This is a genomic window from Streptomyces sp. NBC_00448, from assembly GCF_036014115.1.
Lineage (GTDB): Bacteria > Actinomycetota > Actinomycetes > Streptomycetales > Streptomycetaceae > Actinacidiphila.
In genome coordinates this window covers 9425849-9442192 of sequence record NZ_CP107913.1, presented here as the reverse complement: position 1 = coordinate 9442192, position 16344 = coordinate 9425849, and the positions used below count along the sequence as shown (strand labels likewise).

Genomic DNA, 16344 nt, shown 5'->3' with positions numbered 1-16344 from the left:
CGATCCGGCGCGGGGTGGTCAACCCGGCGCTCCACCGCACCGAGTGGGCCGGCAGCAGCGACTGCACCTTGCGGTCCTCCGGCACGAGGCCGATCCCCGCCTCGACCGCGTCGGCCGGGCGCCGCGGGCGGACTTCTCCACCCCGTTCTCCCCCACCACGGCCACGATCCGCCCCCGGGCCAGGACCAGTCGCGGGATGCCGAGCACCTTCACCGTGCTGTACGACGTGCTCAGCGCGATCCCGCTGCCCCCCAGCACGCCTGGGACAAGACCTCCGCCACCGCTGCTCGATACGCGGCTCCGGCGGGCGGGAGTCAGCGCTCGTTGGGCCCCGGCGTCTGGGACTTACGGTGCTTTCCGGTGCCGGCGCGGAGGGGGTTCGGTGTCGGCAGCGGGGCTTGGGCGGGTGGTTCGTGGGCCGCGGGATGAAGGATGCGCTTCGCTTCCGCGAGGTTGGCCGCGACGGCGTGGGGCTCCCAGGTGTGGCCGTTCCACCGCTGGATCAGGCGAGGGGCCTCGGGGTTCACGTGCCCTGCTCGTGGGCCGTCGCCGGGGAGCAGCGGGAGCGCGCGGAGCCGTCCGATCTTGGCGTCGCGGCGTTCCGCCCACTCGGTCAGCGGTTCGTCGTCCATTCCGCTTCTCCATGATTCGACAGCCACTCATGCACGAGGGTAGTGCCTCCGTGAAGGCCCTTCTCGTCTCAGTCGAGGCGGTGCTCCCAGCGCAGGTCCGGTGCTCCGTCGATCCAGTAGCGGTGCGCCGCCTGCGTGACGCGGAGGCGAACCGAGTCGATCTCGGGGTGGCCTGCCGCCTGCCAGGCGAGGAGCGCCTGTTCGATCGTGTCCCAGAGAGGCAAAGGGCCGCCCTGCCGCGCCGTCCAGTTGTTGCCGTCGGCGGTGAACTCGGCGAAGCACTCGCGCTCCGGGTCGAAGAGGTACAGCAGCTTGGTCCCGTCACTGAGAGTGGCGCGGACGAGTTGGGCACTGGGGGCGGCGAGTTGGGCGACATACGCGGGCATCCAGTCGTCGAGCAGGGTCGGCGGCACCGTCGTCTTCCGCTCACTGTCGACGTAGGCCGTCCGGGCGGACAGGTCGCCGGCGATCGGCACCACGGCTTGGGCGCGGGCCTGCATGAAGGAGGAACGGGCGATGATGCGGCCTTCGGCGTTGCCGTCGTCGTCGACGGTGACCTTGGCCAGGCCGGTTCCGTACGGCCAGGAACCGATGGTGGCGAGGATGGTGCCGCCGGGCTTGGTCTGGCGGACCCAGGTGTGCGGGATGCGGCGGACGGCGCAGGTGGCGATCACACGGTCGTAGGGGGCGTTGCGGGGGTGGCCGAGGAGGCCGTCGCCGGTGACGGTCCAGGCGGAGTAGCCGAGCGTTTCCAGGGCGGTGTCCGCGCGCTGCGCTACCTGCGGGTCGAGTTCGACGGTGGTGACGTTGTCCGCGCCGAGGTAGTGGCACATCAGGGCGGCGGAATAGCCAGTGCCGGTGCCGATCTCCAGTACCCGGTGGCCCGGTTGCAGGTCCAGGCTTTCAATCATGCGGATCACGGTGGCCGGGGCGGTGGAGGAGGAGGTGGGCACCCCCGCCACGGGTTCGATGGTCTGGTCGGCGGTGAGGTGGCCGTCGAGTTGGGTGGTGAGGGTGTCGTAGCGGTACGCGCGCTCCAGCCATGCGGCCGGGGCGGTACCGGAGGCCGTGACGGGCCTCCACACGGGGCCTTCGTCGAGGAACACGCCGGGGTGGAGGAACGGTTCGCGCGGTACGGCCTCAACGGCCGCCCGCAGTAAGGGTGATACGAGTACCCCGTCGGCCGCGAGCCGCTCGGCCAGGCGGCGGCGTCGGCGTGTCGAGTCGGTCATCGGCGTTCTCCTCGGGCTTCGGTGAGCAGGTCGGCGAAGGCCGCGGACATCGGCAAGCCGGTTTCTGTCTCCAGCCACCCCCACTGGCCGTTCGGGTTCAGCTCCAGCCACCAGTAGTTGCCCGCCCGGTCCACTGCGAGGTCGAAGCTCCCCGATACCAGACCCTGGACTTCGAGATAGGTGCGCAGGGCTGTGGTCACCCGGTCGGGGATGTGCTCGACGGTGTAGGTGAGGGCGCTGTAGTCCCTGCGCCAGTCCAGGAGGGTGGAGTTGATCCGCACGGCGAAGGTCCGCCGGCCGACGACCAGGACGCGGATGTCGGCCATCTTGTCCACGCGGGCCTGGAACAGGTGCGGGGCGACGCGGATGCTCTCGTCGATCTCGCCGGCGGACACGGGTTCGGCCCAACCGGTGACCGGTACGCCGTCCCGCGTGTACGGGGTCCAGCGCAGCGTTTTGAACACCACGTCGCCTGGGGTGCTGGTGATGAACTCGCTTGCCTCGTCCGGGTCGTTGGTGATGAGTGTGGGCGGGACGGATAGTCCGAGGCTTTGTGCGAGGGCGAGCTGGGCGGGCTTGTAGTCGGCGGCGGCGATCTGAAGGGGGTGGTTCACCCACAGCGGGCGGTCCATGGCGTAGAGGATGCCGCCGAGTCCGAAGCGGACCTGGGTGGCCGCGAAGCGGGCGTCGTCCGGTTGCAGGTGGGCGAAGGCGGGCCACTGGGGGCGGCGCCAGTACACCGCACGGACCCGGGTCAGATCAGCGCTCCTCGACGGGGTGCGCACTCGCCCGGTCATGGCGGCCGGGCGGGTGCTGAACCGAGCCGAGACGGTCAGGTCGGCGCCGATGTCGGCGGGGTTGAACCTGACCACGGGTACGTTCCGCCGATTGAGTTCGGTGATCACCATGTCGGCGGTCAGGTCGTCCGCCTCGGTGACCACCAACACCGGCCGGTCCTCGGTCACGTCGTCAGTCCTGCTGCGAGTCCTGGTCGTGGCCCTGATCGTTCTTCGAGTCCGAGTTCGTGATTGTCGAGGTCTCGGTGCCCTTGCTGGTGCCGTGCGCGCCCATCTCGACGACCTGGCCGGTCCGGTCGCGGAACACGCCGAGTTGCGTGGCGGGGTCGAGAGCGACCGTGGAGTGCGGGCGGCGGATGGTGGTGGGGTACGGCGCGAGGCGGCGGGAGCCCCAGGGCGCGGTGGGCTGTTCGGCGATGGTCTTCACAGGGTGCTCTCCTCTTGTGGGCGGGCGGGTAACGGAATGGCTGATGTTTCGGGACTTGTCCGCGGGGTGCGTTGTGGAGGGCGGCCTCCGTGAGCCCGTCATCAGTCCTGGGACTGCAAACGCTTGAGAAGAGAATGGCGCTACAGTCCCAGGACTGTCAACAGTCCTGGGACTGTGTTTCACTGGACGCCTTGAGAGGAGGCACGATGGCGTCGAAGTGGCGGGAACTCGCGGATCGTCTCGCGGAGCAGATCCGGGACGGCAAGTACAGACCGGGCCAGCCGTTGCCGCATATCCGCGCGCTGGTGGAGGCAGGTGAGGGCTCCAAGTCCACCGTCCACATGGCGTACAAGGCGCTGGAAGCGGAGGGACTGGTTACGTCGTCGCGCGGCCATGGCACGGTGGTGCGGCACCGGACACCGCTCAAGCGGCTCGGCATCGCGCGATATGACAAGGCGAAGTGGCGGGACGGGGACGAGGTTGCGTTCATTGCCGACCGAGTCGCATCGGGCCGTCCGTACAACCGCGGCGAGCAGACGCAGACCGTGGGTCTGGTGAAGGGAAGCCACCTGGTCACCAGCGCGCTGGGGCTCTCGGACGGAGCGGAGGTGTACGCCCGCGCCCGGCTCGTCAAGGAGGGCCACCAGCCGACGCACACTCTGACCAGCTATTACCGCCCCGAGCATGTCGAGGGCACACGCATTGTCGATCCCAGTCCCGGGCCAGCCGGCCGTGGCGGCGGGTTCCGTGTCCTCTACGACGCGGGGTACGAGATCGACCACATGCAGGAGCAACTCTTCGCTCGCATGCCGACGGCCGAGGAAGCAGAGCTGCTGAAACTTCCCGCGAGTGAGCCTGTTGTGGAACTGCACAGGACTACCTACACCGCCGACGGCACGGTTGTGGAGTTCGCGCTCGGGCTCCACGCCGCATCTCGGTTCGCGTGGGAGTACGAATTCGATGTGCCGGACTCGGCGCAGGACGGGGAGCGTGCGTGACCCTCTCGCCGACCGCGCACGCGGACGCCCTGCTGCTGTGGGACTACCTGCGGATGCACCACGCGCCGCGCCCGTGCTCGGTCGCCATCGCCCTGGGCAGTCATGACCTCACCGTGGCGGACACCACGGCGGATCTGTACTCGCGCGACATGGCTCCTCTCGTGGTGATGACCGGAGCCACCAGTCCAACGTCCGCTGCTCGCATGCCACTTGGCGAGGCTGTGCACTACCGCAGGCGGGCACTCGAACTGGGCGTACCGGAATCAGCGGTCCTGCTGGAGTCGGAGGCGAGGAACACCGGGGAGAACATCACGAAATCCCGGGCGCTCCTGAAATCCACCGGCGTCGAGGTGACGTCACTCCTCCTGGTCAGCAAGCCGTACGAGGAACGACGGGCCTACGCGACGCTGCGGAAGCTCTGGCCGTCCGTGGACGCCGTCTGCGCATCGGCGCCCATGACCTACGACGACTACGTCTCCGCCATCGGCGACGAAGACCTGGTCGTAGCCATGATGGTCGGCGCTACACAGCGGATCATCATCTACCCCGAGCGAGGACTCATCATCGACCAACATGTCCCGGCCGAAATCCACGCTGCCTACGGACGGTTGTGCGACCGCGGCTTCACCGGCCGCCTGGTTCGTGACGAGTCGCGAACCGAGCCGCGGCGCGTCTGAGCTGATCGCACAGTCGGTTGAATCCGTCGGAGTACAGCGTGGCGGACCGGTGCCTGGATCAGCCCCCGCGCAGACTCGCGCTCCACCCTCGCACGCCCGACCGACCCGCCGACGCGCCTACCCGCCGAACCGCCTACCCGCTCACGCCCGCACCGCGTGTTCCGCCGCGCCGAGCAGCGCCAGGTCCTCTCCGTCCCGGCGCACCGCCAACCGCAGTGCGGCCAGGGCAGGATGACGGGCCGTCAAGCCCGCGGTGAACGGGGGGCCGAGCCGGTCCCACGCCGCAGTGGCGGAGCCGCCGACCACCAGCGTGTCCGCCTCGAAGGCCGCCAGCCAGGGCGCCAGGGCGCCGCCCAGGGCGTGCAGGGCGTCGTCGATGACCACCTGGGCGACCGCCTCGCCGTCCGCGGCCCGGGCGGACAGCCCGCGCAGCCCGTCCACCGGCGCGCCGGTGAGCGCGGTGTAGCGGGCGGCGAGCGCCCGGGTCGAGACGGCGTCCTCCAGCGGCCGGCCGCCGATGGCCAGCAGGTCGGCGCGGCCTTCGGGCGGGACGCTCGGCCCCGCCACCACCGGCGTGCCGCGGTCGAGGAACGCCGAGCCGACACCGGTGCCGAGCGTGATGGCGACCAGCCGCCGCCCGCGGCCGCCCGTGCCGCGCCACGCGCCGAGGCCGAACGCGTGGGCGTCGTTGAGGAAGCGCAGCCGCGCCGGCCCGCACCGCAACCGCGGGGCGAGGTGCTCCGCGACGGGCAGGCCGTCCAGGGCGGCGAACTTCCCGACGTCCCGGTACCGGGCGGTCCCCGTGGCGTAGTCGAACGGGCCGGGCACGGCGACACCCCACGTGCCGCCGACCGTCCGGCCGCGCAGGGCGGGCGCGGCCAGCACGCGGTTGGCCGCGTCGGCGAGCGCGGCGAGGAAGTCCTCCGCGCCGGTGTCGGGCCGCAGCGCCAGGCGCTGCCGGGTGCCGTCGAGGACACCGGCCCGGTCGGGGTCGACGGCGGCGGCCGTGACATGCGATCCGCCGACTTCGAGGACGGGTATGGCGCCGGGCGCCTCGGTGGAGTTCACGGCGGCCTACCGGGGTACCGGGTGGTCGATGAGCGTGGTCGAGATGGTCACCCGCCGCGGGTGCAGGGGCACGGTGCTGCGCTGGCGTTCGAAGAGCAGTGTCGCGGCGGCCCTGCCGACCTCGGCCGGGTCGTAGGACACCACGGTCAGCGGCAGGTGCAGCAGGTCGGCGAGTTCGATGTCGTCGAAGCCGGCGAGGGCCACCGGCTCCTGGTCGGCGGGCCGGTCGCGCAGGGCCAGCAGCGCGCCGACGGTGTTCCGGTTGTTCGCCGTGAGCAGCGCGGTCGGCCGGTCGGGCAGGGCGAGCATGGCGCGGGCCGCCTCCTGGGCGAGCGCGCTGTCGCCGCGGTGCCGGCTGACGTAGCGCTCGTCCACCGCGATGCCGGCCTCCTCCAGCGCCAGGGCGTAGCCGCGGAAGCGCTCCGAGCCGGTCCACAGCGAGGGGGGCAGGCCGAGGAAGCCGATCCGCCGGTGGCCGCGCTCGATCAGCCGGCGGCACGCGGCGCGGGTGCCGCCGAAGTCGTCGACGAGCACGCAGTCCACGTCGACGTCCATCGGCGGGCTGGCCGCGAGCACCACGGGGGTGTCGCGGAGCCGTTCGCCGCCGAGGTGGCTGTGGTCGTGGCTGGCGGGCACGACCACCAGGCCGTCCACCCCGCGGTCCAGCAGGTCGGTGACGACGTCGCGTTCGACGTCGGGGTCCTCGCTGGTGCTGCCGAGCATGACGCGCGCCCCGTAGCGGACGCACACCTCCTCGACGCCGACGGCGAGTTGGGAGTAGAAGGGGTTGGCGAGGTTGGTGACCACCAGGCCGATCAGCTCGTTCGGGCCGCCGGAGCGCAGCCCCCTGGCGAGCTTGTTCGGGCGGTAGCCGAGCGCGGCCACCTCGGCGAGCACCCGCTGGCGGGTGGCCTCGCCGATGCCGCGCTGCCCGCGCAGGGCGCGGGAGACCGTCATCGTGCTGACGCCGAGCCGTTCGGCGACGTCCCGCATGGTCAGGGACGTCACGGGATCGGGTTCGGTACTCATGCCACCTGCGCCTTGACCAGGCGAGCCAGGTCCGGCCCCTGGTTCTGCACACGGTATGCGGTGACGGAGGCCGGAACCGCGAGAGTCTCCGCATAGTGTACGAAGTGCCGGTCCCCCGCGGCGGTCGTCACGAGCACGCCCTGCCCGTCGACGACGGTCAGCACGTGGAAGCGCCCGGCCGTGTCCTGCTCCGCGGTGCCTTCCGGGTCGATCACGAGCCGGCGCACCTCGAAGAACATGTCGGGCAGCGCGCCGAGGAGTTCCTCGCGCCAGCCGTCGCCCCGGTGCACGGTGCGGGGCCGCTGGACCAGGTCGCGGGGCACGGCCTCGCCGGAGCGGCGCGGGTCCAGGTTGCGGAAGGCGTGCTCGACGTGGACGGCGCGCTGCCGGTCGGCGGCGTCCCTGCGCAGCCAGTCGTAGAAGCGCAGGGAGTACAGGTACGGCGTGGCGCTGACTTCGAGGACGACGTTGCCCTCGCCGCTGCCGTGCGGGGTGCCGGCCGGCACCAGGTAGAGCTGGCCGTCTTCGGCGGGGAAGGTCTGGACGTAGCTCTCGATGTCGAACTCCTCGCCGTGCGCGTCGGCGGCGTGCGCGCGGGCGTGGAAGGCGTCGACGTCGGCGTCCTGGCGCAGCCCGAGGAAGACCTTGCTGTGCGCGCTGGTCCGCATCAGGTAGTAGCTCTCGTGCTGGGTGTAGGGCCAGCCGAAGACGGTCCGCATCTCGTCGGTGCGCGGGTGGCAGTGCACCGAGAGGTTGCCGCCGCCGACGGTGTCCAGGTAGTCGAAGCGGATCGGGAAGGAGGTGCCGAAGGTCTCGTGCACGTCGGCGCCGAGCATGTCCACGGGGGCGAGGGCGACGACGAGTTGGAAGGGCACCTCCACGCTGCGGCCGGTGCCGGTGCCGGTGCCGGAGCCGGAGCGGATGCCGGAGCCGGTGTCGGAGCTGGCACCGTCTCCGTCGTCGCCGAGCAGCACACCGCTCTCCGGCGCGATGAGTTCGTAGCCGAGTGCGGTGTTGGCGGCGCCCGGGTTGTGGCCCAGTTTCTCCTGACCCCAATGCCCGCCCCACGGAGTGGAGTTGAAGGTCGGCAGGGTGCGGAAGGGCTGCCGGGCGAGGCGGCGGCAGGAGGCCCGCAGCGCGTGCCCGCTGATCGAGGCCGGCGTTGAGGTATCGGTAACGTCGAACCAGCGGTCGATCCGGTCGGCCGTCGCGTCGCGGTGCCGGTCCTGGAGCGGCCAGTCGATGTAGAACAGCCGCCGCAGGCTCGGGAGTTGGCCGGCCGGTGCGCCGAGGTTGCGGCCGGCGCCGCGCCCGACGGCCGCTTCGGCGTACCGCTTGGGGACGTCGGCCCACCACACCGCGTCCACGCCGGGCGCCGACGCGGCGCCGGGGCCGACCAGGACGCGGAGCGCGCCGCCACTCTCGCCGCCCTCCGCCCCGCCGCCCGTTCCGCCCTCGGGCCCGGACGCCAGCGCCGCCAGCGCGCCCGGGCCCAACAGGTCGGACAGGCTGCCACCTGCGAGTCTCGCGAAGTCCGGGTCGTCGCGCAGCGTTTCGGACTCGGTGAGGCGGCGGATGTCGGCCCAGTCGCGCGCCGCGTCGCGGACGTCCGCGACGGTGACGCGGGGGCGGGTGGCGGCGAGGGCCGCCGTCAACTCGCGTGCGACGGCCTCCCATTCGACGGCCGCGGGACCATCGACCGCGAGCAGCCGGACGGTTGCGCCCAGGGCGTCCGCCGCGTCGGCCCATCCCACCATGACGGTGCCGTCGCTCACGGGGTAGCGCGGCCGGGGGTCGTACTGCGACGAGTGCACTGTGACCTCTGGACGGTCGACCATGTCACCAACCTTATCGAGATAACGTCAACGTTAAGTCTTCTCAAACCCTGAGCACACCTGTACGTTACCGATAACTTAGCAGGCCGCTGAACCCGTGACGAGGGGGTCCCATGGGGATGATCGACACGACGCGGACGGTAGGCCGGCGCACGGCGCTGGCCGCGTCGTTCGCCGGGGCCGCCGCCCTCGCGCTCAGTGCATGTGAGCGCGGCACACTCACCAAACCCGCACCGGCCGACACGCTCTCGCTCTTCAACGACAACCCGAGCTGGACGCCCGGATACCACGCCGCCGGGAACGAGTTGCGCCGGCTCGGCGGCTACCGGCTGGCACCGCAGGCCGTGCCCAACGTCAGCAACTACCAGCAGATCGTGCGGATGTCCGCGCAGACGGACTCCACCGCCGACCTCGTCAAGTGGTGGAACGGCTACCGGCTGCGGGACGTCGCCCGCGCCGGCATCCTCGCCGACGTCACCGGCGCGTGGGACGAGGCGAAGAGCCGCGGCTGGTGCGACGACCCGGCGCTGCGCGAGACGTTCACCGCCGACGGCCGGCAGTACGGCGTGCCCCTGTACAAGTCGTACTACGCCGTCTTCTACAGCAAACCGGTCTTCGCCCGGCTCGGCGTCGAGGTGCCCACCACCTGGCAGGAGTTCCTGCACGTGGTGGACACCGCGCACGCGCGGCACATCACGCCCATCTCGTCGGGCGGCGCGACCAGTTGGGAGTCGTCGATCTGGTTCCAGCAGCTCGTCAACGGGCTGGACCACCAGTTCTACCTCGACCTCACCGCCGGCAAGCGGTCGTACACCGACGCCGAGTGCCGCCAGGCGATGGGGGTGTGGAGCGACCTGTACCGGCGCGGCGCGTTCTCCTCGCCCGACGCGTCCGTCTCCGACCTGCCGGGACGCTTCGCGCAGGGCACCACCGCGATGTGCCTGCACGGCACCTGGAACACCGGCGCGTTCCTCACCGCCGGCATCAAGAACGCGGACCTCGGCGCGTTCCTGCTGCCCCCGCCGCCCGGCGGGACGAGTTCGGTGGTGGTGGAGAGCGGCGTGCTGGCGGTGTCGGCCAAGGCCCACAAGCGCCAGGGCGCCCTGGACACCGCCCGCACCTGGTTCGACCCGGCCGTGCAGCGGGCGTGGACCGGGTTCCTGCGCGACACCTCCGCGGACCCGTCGGTGGTGCCGGACGTGGGGGCGGTGCGCGAGGTCGCCGCGCAGGTCCGTACGCAGCGGCCGGCGCAGGCCATCCGCTACTGGGAGGCGTCCCCACCGGTGCTGATCGAGGGAAACGTGCAGGATCTCAGCGCCTTCATGATCGACCCCACGGCCGCCCGGGCCGCGCGGACCCTGGCGAGCATGCAGCGCCGAGCCGAAAAGGAGTGGAAGGCGTGGAAGTCCTGACCTCTGGAGCCAAGACGGTCCCCCGCACGACGACCCGCCGATCCGGGAACCCGGCCCGCGTGCCCCGGCACGGCGGCGTCCGGCGCGCCGCATGGGTGGGTGCGTTCCTCGCGCCCGCCGTGGCGCTCGTCGCGGCGCTGCTGGTGGTGCCGTTCGCGGTCACCTCCTACCGCAGCCTGTTCGACGACAACGGCATCACCGCCCGCTTCGTGGGCCTGGCCAACTACCGTGCGCTGCTCACCGATCCCGACTTCGGCCGGTCGCTGCTCAACACGGTCATGTGGGTGGTCGGCACGCTGGTCCTGCCGGTGCTGCTCGGTCTGGTGCTCGCGGTGCTGACCCACTCGGTGCGCTGGGGCGTGGTGGCCCGAACCGCCGTGGTCATCCCCTACGCCCTGTCCGGCTCCGCGACGGCCCTGCTGTGGACGTACCTGCTGAAGTCCGACGGCGCCGTCAACCAGACGCTGCACGCCATCGGGCTCGGCGCCTGGCAGCACGACTGGCTGCTGCACTGGCCGCTGAACACGATCGTGATGATCGTGGCGACGACCTGGCAGTCCACCGGCGCCGCCCTGCTGCTGTTCCTGATCGGTCTGCAGACCATCCCGACCGAGACCATCGAGGCGGCGAAGATCGACGGCGCGCAGGGCCTGCAGCTGTTCCTGAAGGTGATCGTGCCCCAACTGCGGCCCATGACCGTGGTCGTGGTGGGAATGTCCATCGTCAACAGCCTCAAGACCTTCGACATCGTGTGGCTGCTGACGCAGGGCGGCCCCGGCACCGCGTCCGAGACGCTGGCCCTGACGATGTACCGGCAGACCTTCACCCTCAACCGGTACGGCTACGGCGCCGCCGTGTCCGTCGTGCTGACCGCGGTGGTCGTCGCGGCGTCCTGGCTCTACCTGCGCCGGCAGGTCCAGCCGCAGCGGGGAGGCGTGGCATGACCGGCCGGGCGGTACGCCATGTGCTGGTCGCCCTGGTCTCGGTGCTGTGGCTGCTGCCGACCTGGCTGGTGGTCGTCAACGCGTTCACCCCGTCGAAGCAGTACACCGGCTCGCCGCGGTGGTGGTTCGGCTCCTGGGGCCTGACCCGCAACATCCGCGCCGCGTTCTCCAGCGCCGACGTCGGGCGGGGCCTGCTGAACACCTTCCTGTACGCCGTCGTGGGCGCGGCGATCGCGGTGGTGATCGCGGCGCTGGCCTCCTTCGCCGTCACCGTCATGCCGGTCCGCCGCCCGGCGATCTGGTTCTGGGCCATCTTCATCGGCACCGTGCTGCCGCTGCAGACCTTCCTGTCCCCGCTGTTCACCGGATACGCCCGCACCGGCCTGTACGACACCCAGTACGGCATGGTGCTGATCTACGTGGCGCTCACCGTGCCCTTCGCGTTCTTCGTCAACCGCAACTTCATGATGACCGTGCCGCGGGAGATCTCCGAGGCCGCCCAGCTCGACGGCGTCAACTGGCTGCGGATGTTCCTCTCCATCCACCTGCCGCTGGCCAGGAACGCCCTGCTGGCCGCGTTCATCTTCCAGTTCACCTGGATCTGGAACGACCTGCTCTTCGGCATCACGCTCTCGCTCAGCCCCAACGTGCGTCCGGTGATGGCCACCCTGGCGGACCTGAGCGGCAACTACTCCACGGTGGGCCCGCCCGTCGTGCTGGCCGGCGCGCTGGTCGCGTCGGTGCCCACCGTGGTGCTCTTCTTCGTCTTCCAGCGCTTCTTCGTCAACAGCCTGCGCCTGACGTCCTGACGTCAGCCCCTCCGGACCGCAGCACCGGCGTCCCGACGTCGACACCTGCGGACCGCACCACCGACGTCCTGACCGAACCACCTTGGGAGAGACAGCTCATGACGACGCGTGCCCTCGTACGCGACCGCCGATGGTCGACCGACAAGGCCCGGACGAGCATGGTCGGCCTCGCGGTCGCCGCCACCGCCCAGGCCGGCGGCACCCGGCTCCGCGCCATGCCGGAACACCTGGTCCGGCGTACCCCGTCCGGCGCGCTGCGCTGCGTACGGATACTGATCGACGGCGACCGGCCCGACCACGGCGGGTGGACCTTCACCGCCGAGGCCGCCGGCGGCGGGACGATACCCGTGCAGGCCGTGCCCGCACCCGGCGGGCAGCGGCTGCTGCTGCCCCTGGAGAGCGCCCCGCGCGACCTGCGGATCACCGCCACCGGCCACGGCACCTCCGCGGTGCTCGCCTTCGTCCTTCAGCCGCCGCGCGAGTGGACGATCCACCTGGTGCACCACTCGCACCTCGACATCGGGTACACCGACCCGCAGGGCACGGTGCTCGGCGAGCACGTCGCGTTCCTGGACTCCTGCCTCGACCTGACCCGGGCCACCGACGACTGGCCGGACAACGCCAAGTTCCGCTGGGCGGTGGAGTCGCTGTGGTCGTTCGAGCAGTGGGCTGCCGCCCGGCCGGCGGCACGGGTCGCGGAGTTCATCCAGCGGGTGAAGGCCGGCCAGATCGAGCTGACCGCCATGCCGTACAACCTGCACACCGACACCTGCTCCACGGACGAGCTGCACGAACTGCTGCGGCTGGCCCGGGGCGTCCAGCAGACCCACGGCATCGACTTCCGCAGCGCCATGCAGACCGACGTGCCCGGCACCGTCGCCGGGCTGCCCGACGCCCTGACCCCGCTCGGCGTGCGCTACCTGTCGGTGGCGCACAACTGGGCCGGCCGCTCGGTGCCCAACATGAACGGCGGCGCGCAACTCCCCCGGCTGTTCCGCTGGCGCGCCCCGTCCGGGAACGAGCTGCTGACCTGGATGACCGACAGCCCGCACGGCCTCGCCTACATGGAGGGCCCGGTGCTCGGCTTCGACACCTCCTACGAGATGGTCGACGACCTGCTGCCCGCGTATCTGACCGCGCTCGCCACCAACCCCTACCCCATCCCGCCCGAGCTGTTCGGCTCGCCGGGGCCGACCGCGGGCCACCGCGACCCGTACCCGTGGGACCTGCTGCACCTGCGGGTCCAGGGCCACTTCGGGGACAACGCGCCGCCGCGGCTGATCCTCGCGGAGACGGTGCGCCGCTGGAACGAGACCTGGGCCGCGCCGACCCTGCGGCTGTCCACCAACACGGACTTCTTCACCGACGCCGAACAGCGGCTGGGCGACGCCGTCCCCGTCTTCGAGGGCGACTGGGGCGACTGGTGGGTCGAGGGCGTCGGCTCCGGCGCCCGGCCGCAGGCGATGGTCCGCCGCGCGCAGGCGAAGGTGGCCGACGCGACCACGCTGTACGGCATGGCCGCGCTCACCGACCTCGCCGGCCGGGCCGGAACCGCCCCCTCCGCCGAAGCCGCCGAAGCCGCCGGCCCCGCAGCGCAGGCCCCACCCGCCGCGCACGCCGCCGACGCCCGGCTCGGCGCGGCCGGCGTCTACCGGTCGATCTCCCTGTTCAACGAGCACACCTGGGGCGCGGCCGACCCCTGGACCCACGGCGACGAGGGGATGAACTCCGGTGACCAGCAGTGGCACTGGAAGTACGGCTACGCCCTGCACGGCGACAACGACGCCGACACCTTCCGCGACCACGCGTCGGCCGCGCTGGGCGCCGCACTGCCGACCGCGGCCGGCGCCGACGCCACCTTCTGGGCGGTCAACACCACGTCGGCGCAGCGCACTTCGGTCGTCGCGCTGTTCGTACGCGAGAGCCGCGTCCCGCTGGACCGGGCGCTGGCGGTGACCGACGGCCGTACCGGCAAGCCGCTGCCCACCGTCGTGACGCCGCAGGTCAACCCGGTGCACCGGGACGCGGGCCGATGGGTGCACGTCGAGGTGCCGGACGTCCCGCCGCTCGGGCTGGTCCGGCTGGACCTCACGGCGGGCGAGCCGGGCACCGCGGTCGCCCCGCGCACCGACGGCCACGCCGAGGACGGCGGCCGCCGGGTCCCGCTGCCGACCGCCGACGACCTGGTCCTGGAGAACGACCACCTCACGGTGCGGGTCGACCTCGCCCGCGCCTGTGTCGCCTCGATCACCGAGAAGGCCACCGGCCGCGAACTCGTCGACCAGGACGCCGTCGTGGGCTTCAACGGCTACGTCTACGACACGTACACCTCGGCGCCCGGCTACAACCACCAGGCCAACAAGACCACCACGTCCGACGAGCTCGAACTCCTCGGTTCGCGCTCGCTGGCCCGGCCCGCCGTCCTGCTCGAACGCGTCGACGACGCCCTCGGGGCGCGTCTGACCTACGAGTACGCGGCCGACGGGGTCCACCTCGCCCGCACCACCGTCAGCCTGGGCCGCGACGACGCCCACGTCGTCCTCGACAACCGCTTCGACAAGCCCGCGACCATGGCGAAAGAGAGCGCCTACCTGGCCTTCCCGTTCGCCCTCACCGACCCCGCCGTCCGCTACGAGATCACCGGCGCCCTGACCGGCACCGGCCTCGCCCACGTCCCCGGCGCTCCCCAGCACATGCGCGCCGTACGGTCGTTCGTCGCGCTCGGAGACGCCGGCGGGCCGGTCGCGTGGGTGACGCGCGACGCGCCCCTGGTCGAGCCGGAGACCATCCCGCTGCCGTACGCGCCGTTCCCCGACTCCACGGCGCCCCGGCAGCCGGGCACCCTCTACTCGTGGGTCCACAACAACCTCTGGGACACCAACTTCCCGGCCCAGCAGGCGTTCGACACCACCTTCCGCTACGCGGTCGGCGTCCGCCGGCGCGGCGAGACCATCGCCGCCGAGGCGCTGGGCCTGCGCACCGCCCAGGAGATCGACCACCCGCTGGTGGGCGTCGCCGCGCACGGCGAACCCGCCGCGGACGACCCGGGCGAGCGCGCGCTGCTCGCCCTCGACGATCCGTACGTGCGGGTCGTCGACGCGGCGCCGGTCCCGGCGCAGGGGCGCGAGGCGGACGAGGGCGGTTCCGCGCCGGCCGACCTTTTGGTCCGCCTCCAGTCCTACGCCGACGAACCCCGTACCGTCCGGCTGCGCTGCGGCTTCTCCGTCGCGCACGCCGAACGCGCGACCTACCTCGGCGACCACGCGGGCGAGGCCACCCGCGACGGCGCCGACGTGCTCGTGGAGATCCCGCGCCTGGGCAGCACGGCGGTCCGCCTGCGCCCGCGGGCAGGCGGCTGACCGTTTCGGGGGCGGCGCCGCCACGGCGCCACCCCCGGGCGGTTCGGCCCGCTGTCCGTCCCGACCTGCCTACCCTGAGGAGCGTGCCGACCTCGACCTACCACGTACGCAGGACCTCTCTCGGGCTCCCAGAGCGCGCGCACCGAGCGGCGTCTGCCGCTCGGTGAGCACGGTCCGTCCCCACGAGGTCGCGGCAGCGGTTCGAGGGTGTGGCGGTTATCGCTGCCGTGTCACGCGTCGATCTGCTCGAAGATGTGCGGGTAGGACACGATGTCGTCGGGGAACTCGGCCGCCATGCGCTGGAACTCCGGGCTGCCGAACGCCGTGGCGAGCGCCTCGGTCGACTCCCAGACCGCGACGTTCATCAGCAGCCGGCTGTCCCCCGTTCCCTGGTGCATCTGCAGGGAGACGAATCCCGGCTGGGCCTTCATGAACTCGGCCTGCCGTCGGAAGAGCGCGAGAAACGATTCGGTCCGCTCCTTCGGGACGAAGAAGGTGTTGGCCAGGACGATGGGCCCGGTCGCCTCCTTGAACTGCGTGAACATGGGCGTGTGCGGGTCGAGACTCTGCAGCTTGGCCATTTTCGGCACTTCCTCTCGCTGTCGGTCGGGGGGTTCAGACGAGGGCCGCGACCAGCAGGGTGAAGGCGGCGATGATGACGGCGACGCGGACGTAGTGGAGAAGGAGCCAGCGGTCCATCTGCTCCTTCCAGTCGGCGGGCCGGTTGTCAGGGGTCCACGTCTTGTTCCGGTTGTTGATCGGGACGAGCAGCAGGACTGACATGACCACGCTGAGGATCAGCAGCGCGCCGGCCGTGACGACGAGGCCGGTGTGGTGGTGGTGCCACCTGGCGACGGCCCAGACGACGGTGAGGACGAGCGAGGTGATGTACCAGACCGGCATCACGGCGCCGAGCATCCGGCCCCCGTGCGCGTGGCCTTGTTGCCTGCTGTCCTCGGGGAGCGCGTTGAGGATCGGATTCATGACGAAGGCGACGGAGAACTCCACCCCCACCATCACGCCGACGACCACGGTGGTGAGCACCTCGAGCGCGTTGACCATGACGACCCCCTGAGAATCTAGTGTTGCTAGGTGATGAGTCAACGCTAGTACTACTAGAGCTTG

At 71.6% G+C, this 16344-nt stretch carries 15 protein-coding genes; 6 read left to right on the top strand and 9 right to left on the bottom strand.

The features are described 5' to 3' along the window. Positions 1 to 314: 314 nt before the first annotated feature. The 4 genes from OG370_RS40550 to tgmA form a co-directional block, all read right to left on the bottom strand. A complete protein-coding gene (locus tag OG370_RS40550) occupies positions 315 to 632 on the bottom strand; it encodes a DUF6087 family protein (RefSeq protein ID WP_328473424.1) in 318 nt (105 codons plus the stop codon). A 68-nt stretch (positions 633 to 700) separates the two neighbouring features. Then, the gene (gene tgmC / locus OG370_RS40545; RefSeq protein WP_328473423.1) at positions 701 to 1864 is read right to left on the bottom strand and encodes an ATP-grasp peptide maturase system methyltransferase; all 1164 of its coding nucleotides are present in this window, start codon (positions 1862 to 1864) and stop codon (positions 701 to 703) included. Then, the gene (tgmB, locus tag OG370_RS40540) at positions 1861 to 2829 is read right to left on the bottom strand and encodes an ATP-grasp ribosomal peptide maturase (RefSeq protein ID WP_328473421.1); all 969 of its coding nucleotides are present in this window, start codon (positions 2827 to 2829) and stop codon (positions 1861 to 1863) included. The genes tgmC and tgmB overlap by 4 nt, the downstream gene beginning before the upstream one ends. 4 nt (positions 2830 to 2833) lie before the next feature. Continuing rightward, the gene (gene tgmA, locus OG370_RS40535; RefSeq protein ID WP_328473419.1) at positions 2834 to 3088 is read right to left on the bottom strand and encodes a putative ATP-grasp-modified RiPP; all 255 of its coding nucleotides are present in this window, start codon (positions 3086 to 3088) and stop codon (positions 2834 to 2836) included. Positions 3089 to 3294: 206 nt separating this feature from the next. Between tgmA and OG370_RS40530 the strand changes: the two genes are divergently transcribed. Further along, positions 3295 to 4086, top strand: coding sequence for a GntR family transcriptional regulator (locus tag OG370_RS40530; RefSeq protein ID WP_328473417.1), 792 nt, complete (start codon positions 3295 to 3297; stop codon positions 4084 to 4086). 53 nt (positions 4087 to 4139) lie between these two features. Next, complete coding sequence (locus OG370_RS40525) at positions 4140 to 4763, top strand: YdcF family protein (protein WP_328474866.1); 624 nt, start codon at positions 4140 to 4142, stop codon at positions 4761 to 4763. 141 nt (positions 4764 to 4904) lie between these two features. Here OG370_RS40525 and OG370_RS40520 read toward each other — a convergent pair whose 3' ends face one another. From OG370_RS40520 to OG370_RS40510, 3 genes are read right to left on the bottom strand one after another with little or no spacing between them, the layout of a single operon-like run. After that, positions 4905 to 5831: an ROK family protein gene (locus tag OG370_RS40520; RefSeq protein WP_328473415.1), complete on the bottom strand. Its 927-nt coding sequence runs from the start codon at positions 5829 to 5831 to the stop codon at positions 4905 to 4907. Between the two features lie 6 nt (positions 5832 to 5837). Next, positions 5838 to 6860 carry a LacI family DNA-binding transcriptional regulator gene (locus tag OG370_RS40515; RefSeq protein WP_328473413.1) on the bottom strand — a complete coding sequence of 341 codons (1023 nt, stop codon included), beginning with the start codon at positions 6858 to 6860 and terminating at the stop codon, positions 5838 to 5840. After that, positions 6857 to 8698, bottom strand: coding sequence for a class I mannose-6-phosphate isomerase (locus tag OG370_RS40510; RefSeq protein ID WP_328473411.1), 1842 nt, complete (start codon positions 8696 to 8698; stop codon positions 6857 to 6859). Before OG370_RS40510 ends, OG370_RS40515 begins: the two co-directional genes overlap by 4 nt. A gap of 116 nt (positions 8699 to 8814) precedes the next feature. Between OG370_RS40510 and OG370_RS40505 the strand changes: the two genes are divergently transcribed. From OG370_RS40505 to OG370_RS40490, 4 genes are all read left to right on the top strand, one after another. After that, a complete protein-coding gene (locus tag OG370_RS40505; protein ID WP_328473409.1) occupies positions 8815 to 10107 on the top strand; it encodes an ABC transporter substrate-binding protein in 1293 nt (430 codons plus the stop codon). After that, positions 10095 to 11051 (top strand): carbohydrate ABC transporter permease, encoded by a 957-nt coding sequence (locus OG370_RS40500; protein ID WP_328473407.1) that lies wholly within the window; start codon positions 10095 to 10097, stop codon positions 11049 to 11051. Before OG370_RS40505 ends, OG370_RS40500 begins: the two co-directional genes overlap by 13 nt. Then, a complete protein-coding gene (locus OG370_RS40495) occupies positions 11048 to 11860 on the top strand; it encodes a carbohydrate ABC transporter permease (protein WP_328473405.1) in 813 nt (270 codons plus the stop codon). The genes OG370_RS40500 and OG370_RS40495 overlap by 4 nt, the downstream gene beginning before the upstream one ends. A 98-nt stretch (positions 11861 to 11958) precedes the next feature. Then, entirely contained in the window at positions 11959 to 15219 is a 3261-nt protein-coding gene (locus tag OG370_RS40490) for an alpha-mannosidase (RefSeq protein WP_328473403.1), read from the top strand. A gap of 230 nt (positions 15220 to 15449) precedes the next feature. Here OG370_RS40490 and OG370_RS40485 read toward each other — a convergent pair whose 3' ends face one another. Continuing rightward, positions 15450 to 15800: an antibiotic biosynthesis monooxygenase family protein gene (locus OG370_RS40485; protein WP_328473401.1), complete on the bottom strand. Its 351-nt coding sequence runs from the start codon at positions 15798 to 15800 to the stop codon at positions 15450 to 15452. A 34-nt stretch (positions 15801 to 15834) separates the two neighbouring features. Beyond that, positions 15835 to 16281, bottom strand: a complete 447-nt coding sequence (locus tag OG370_RS40480) for a DUF1772 domain-containing protein (RefSeq protein WP_328473399.1) — start codon at positions 16279 to 16281, stop codon at positions 15835 to 15837. Positions 16282 to 16344 lie beyond the last annotated feature (63 nt).

Coding starts and splice junctions, on each gene's coding strand:
- OG370_RS40530 (WP_328473417.1), top strand. CDS start 3,295: ATGGCGTCGAAGTGGCGGGAACTCGCGGATCGTCTCGCGGAGCAGATC.
- OG370_RS40480 (WP_328473399.1), bottom strand. CDS start 16,281: ATGGTCAACGCGCTCGAGGTGCTCACCACCGTGGTCGTCGGCGTGATG.
- OG370_RS40490 (WP_328473403.1), top strand. CDS start 11,959: ATGACGACGCGTGCCCTCGTACGCGACCGCCGATGGTCGACCGACAAG.
- OG370_RS40505 (WP_328473409.1), top strand. CDS start 8,815: ATGATCGACACGACGCGGACGGTAGGCCGGCGCACGGCGCTGGCCGCG.
- OG370_RS40515 (WP_328473413.1), bottom strand. CDS start 6,860: ATGAGTACCGAACCCGATCCCGTGACGTCCCTGACCATGCGGGACGTC.
- OG370_RS40495 (WP_328473405.1), top strand. CDS start 11,048: ATGACCGGCCGGGCGGTACGCCATGTGCTGGTCGCCCTGGTCTCGGTG.
- OG370_RS40485 (WP_328473401.1), bottom strand. CDS start 15,800: ATGGCCAAGCTGCAGAGTCTCGACCCGCACACGCCCATGTTCACGCAG.
- tgmC (WP_328473423.1), bottom strand. CDS start 1,864: ATGACCGACTCGACACGCCGACGCCGCCGCCTGGCCGAGCGGCTCGCG.
- OG370_RS40525 (WP_328474866.1), top strand. CDS start 4,140: ATGCACCACGCGCCGCGCCCGTGCTCGGTCGCCATCGCCCTGGGCAGT.
- OG370_RS40550 (WP_328473424.1), bottom strand. CDS start 632: ATGGACGACGAACCGCTGACCGAGTGGGCGGAACGCCGCGACGCCAAG.
- OG370_RS40510 (WP_328473411.1), bottom strand. CDS start 8,698: ATGGTCGACCGTCCAGAGGTCACAGTGCACTCGTCGCAGTACGACCCC.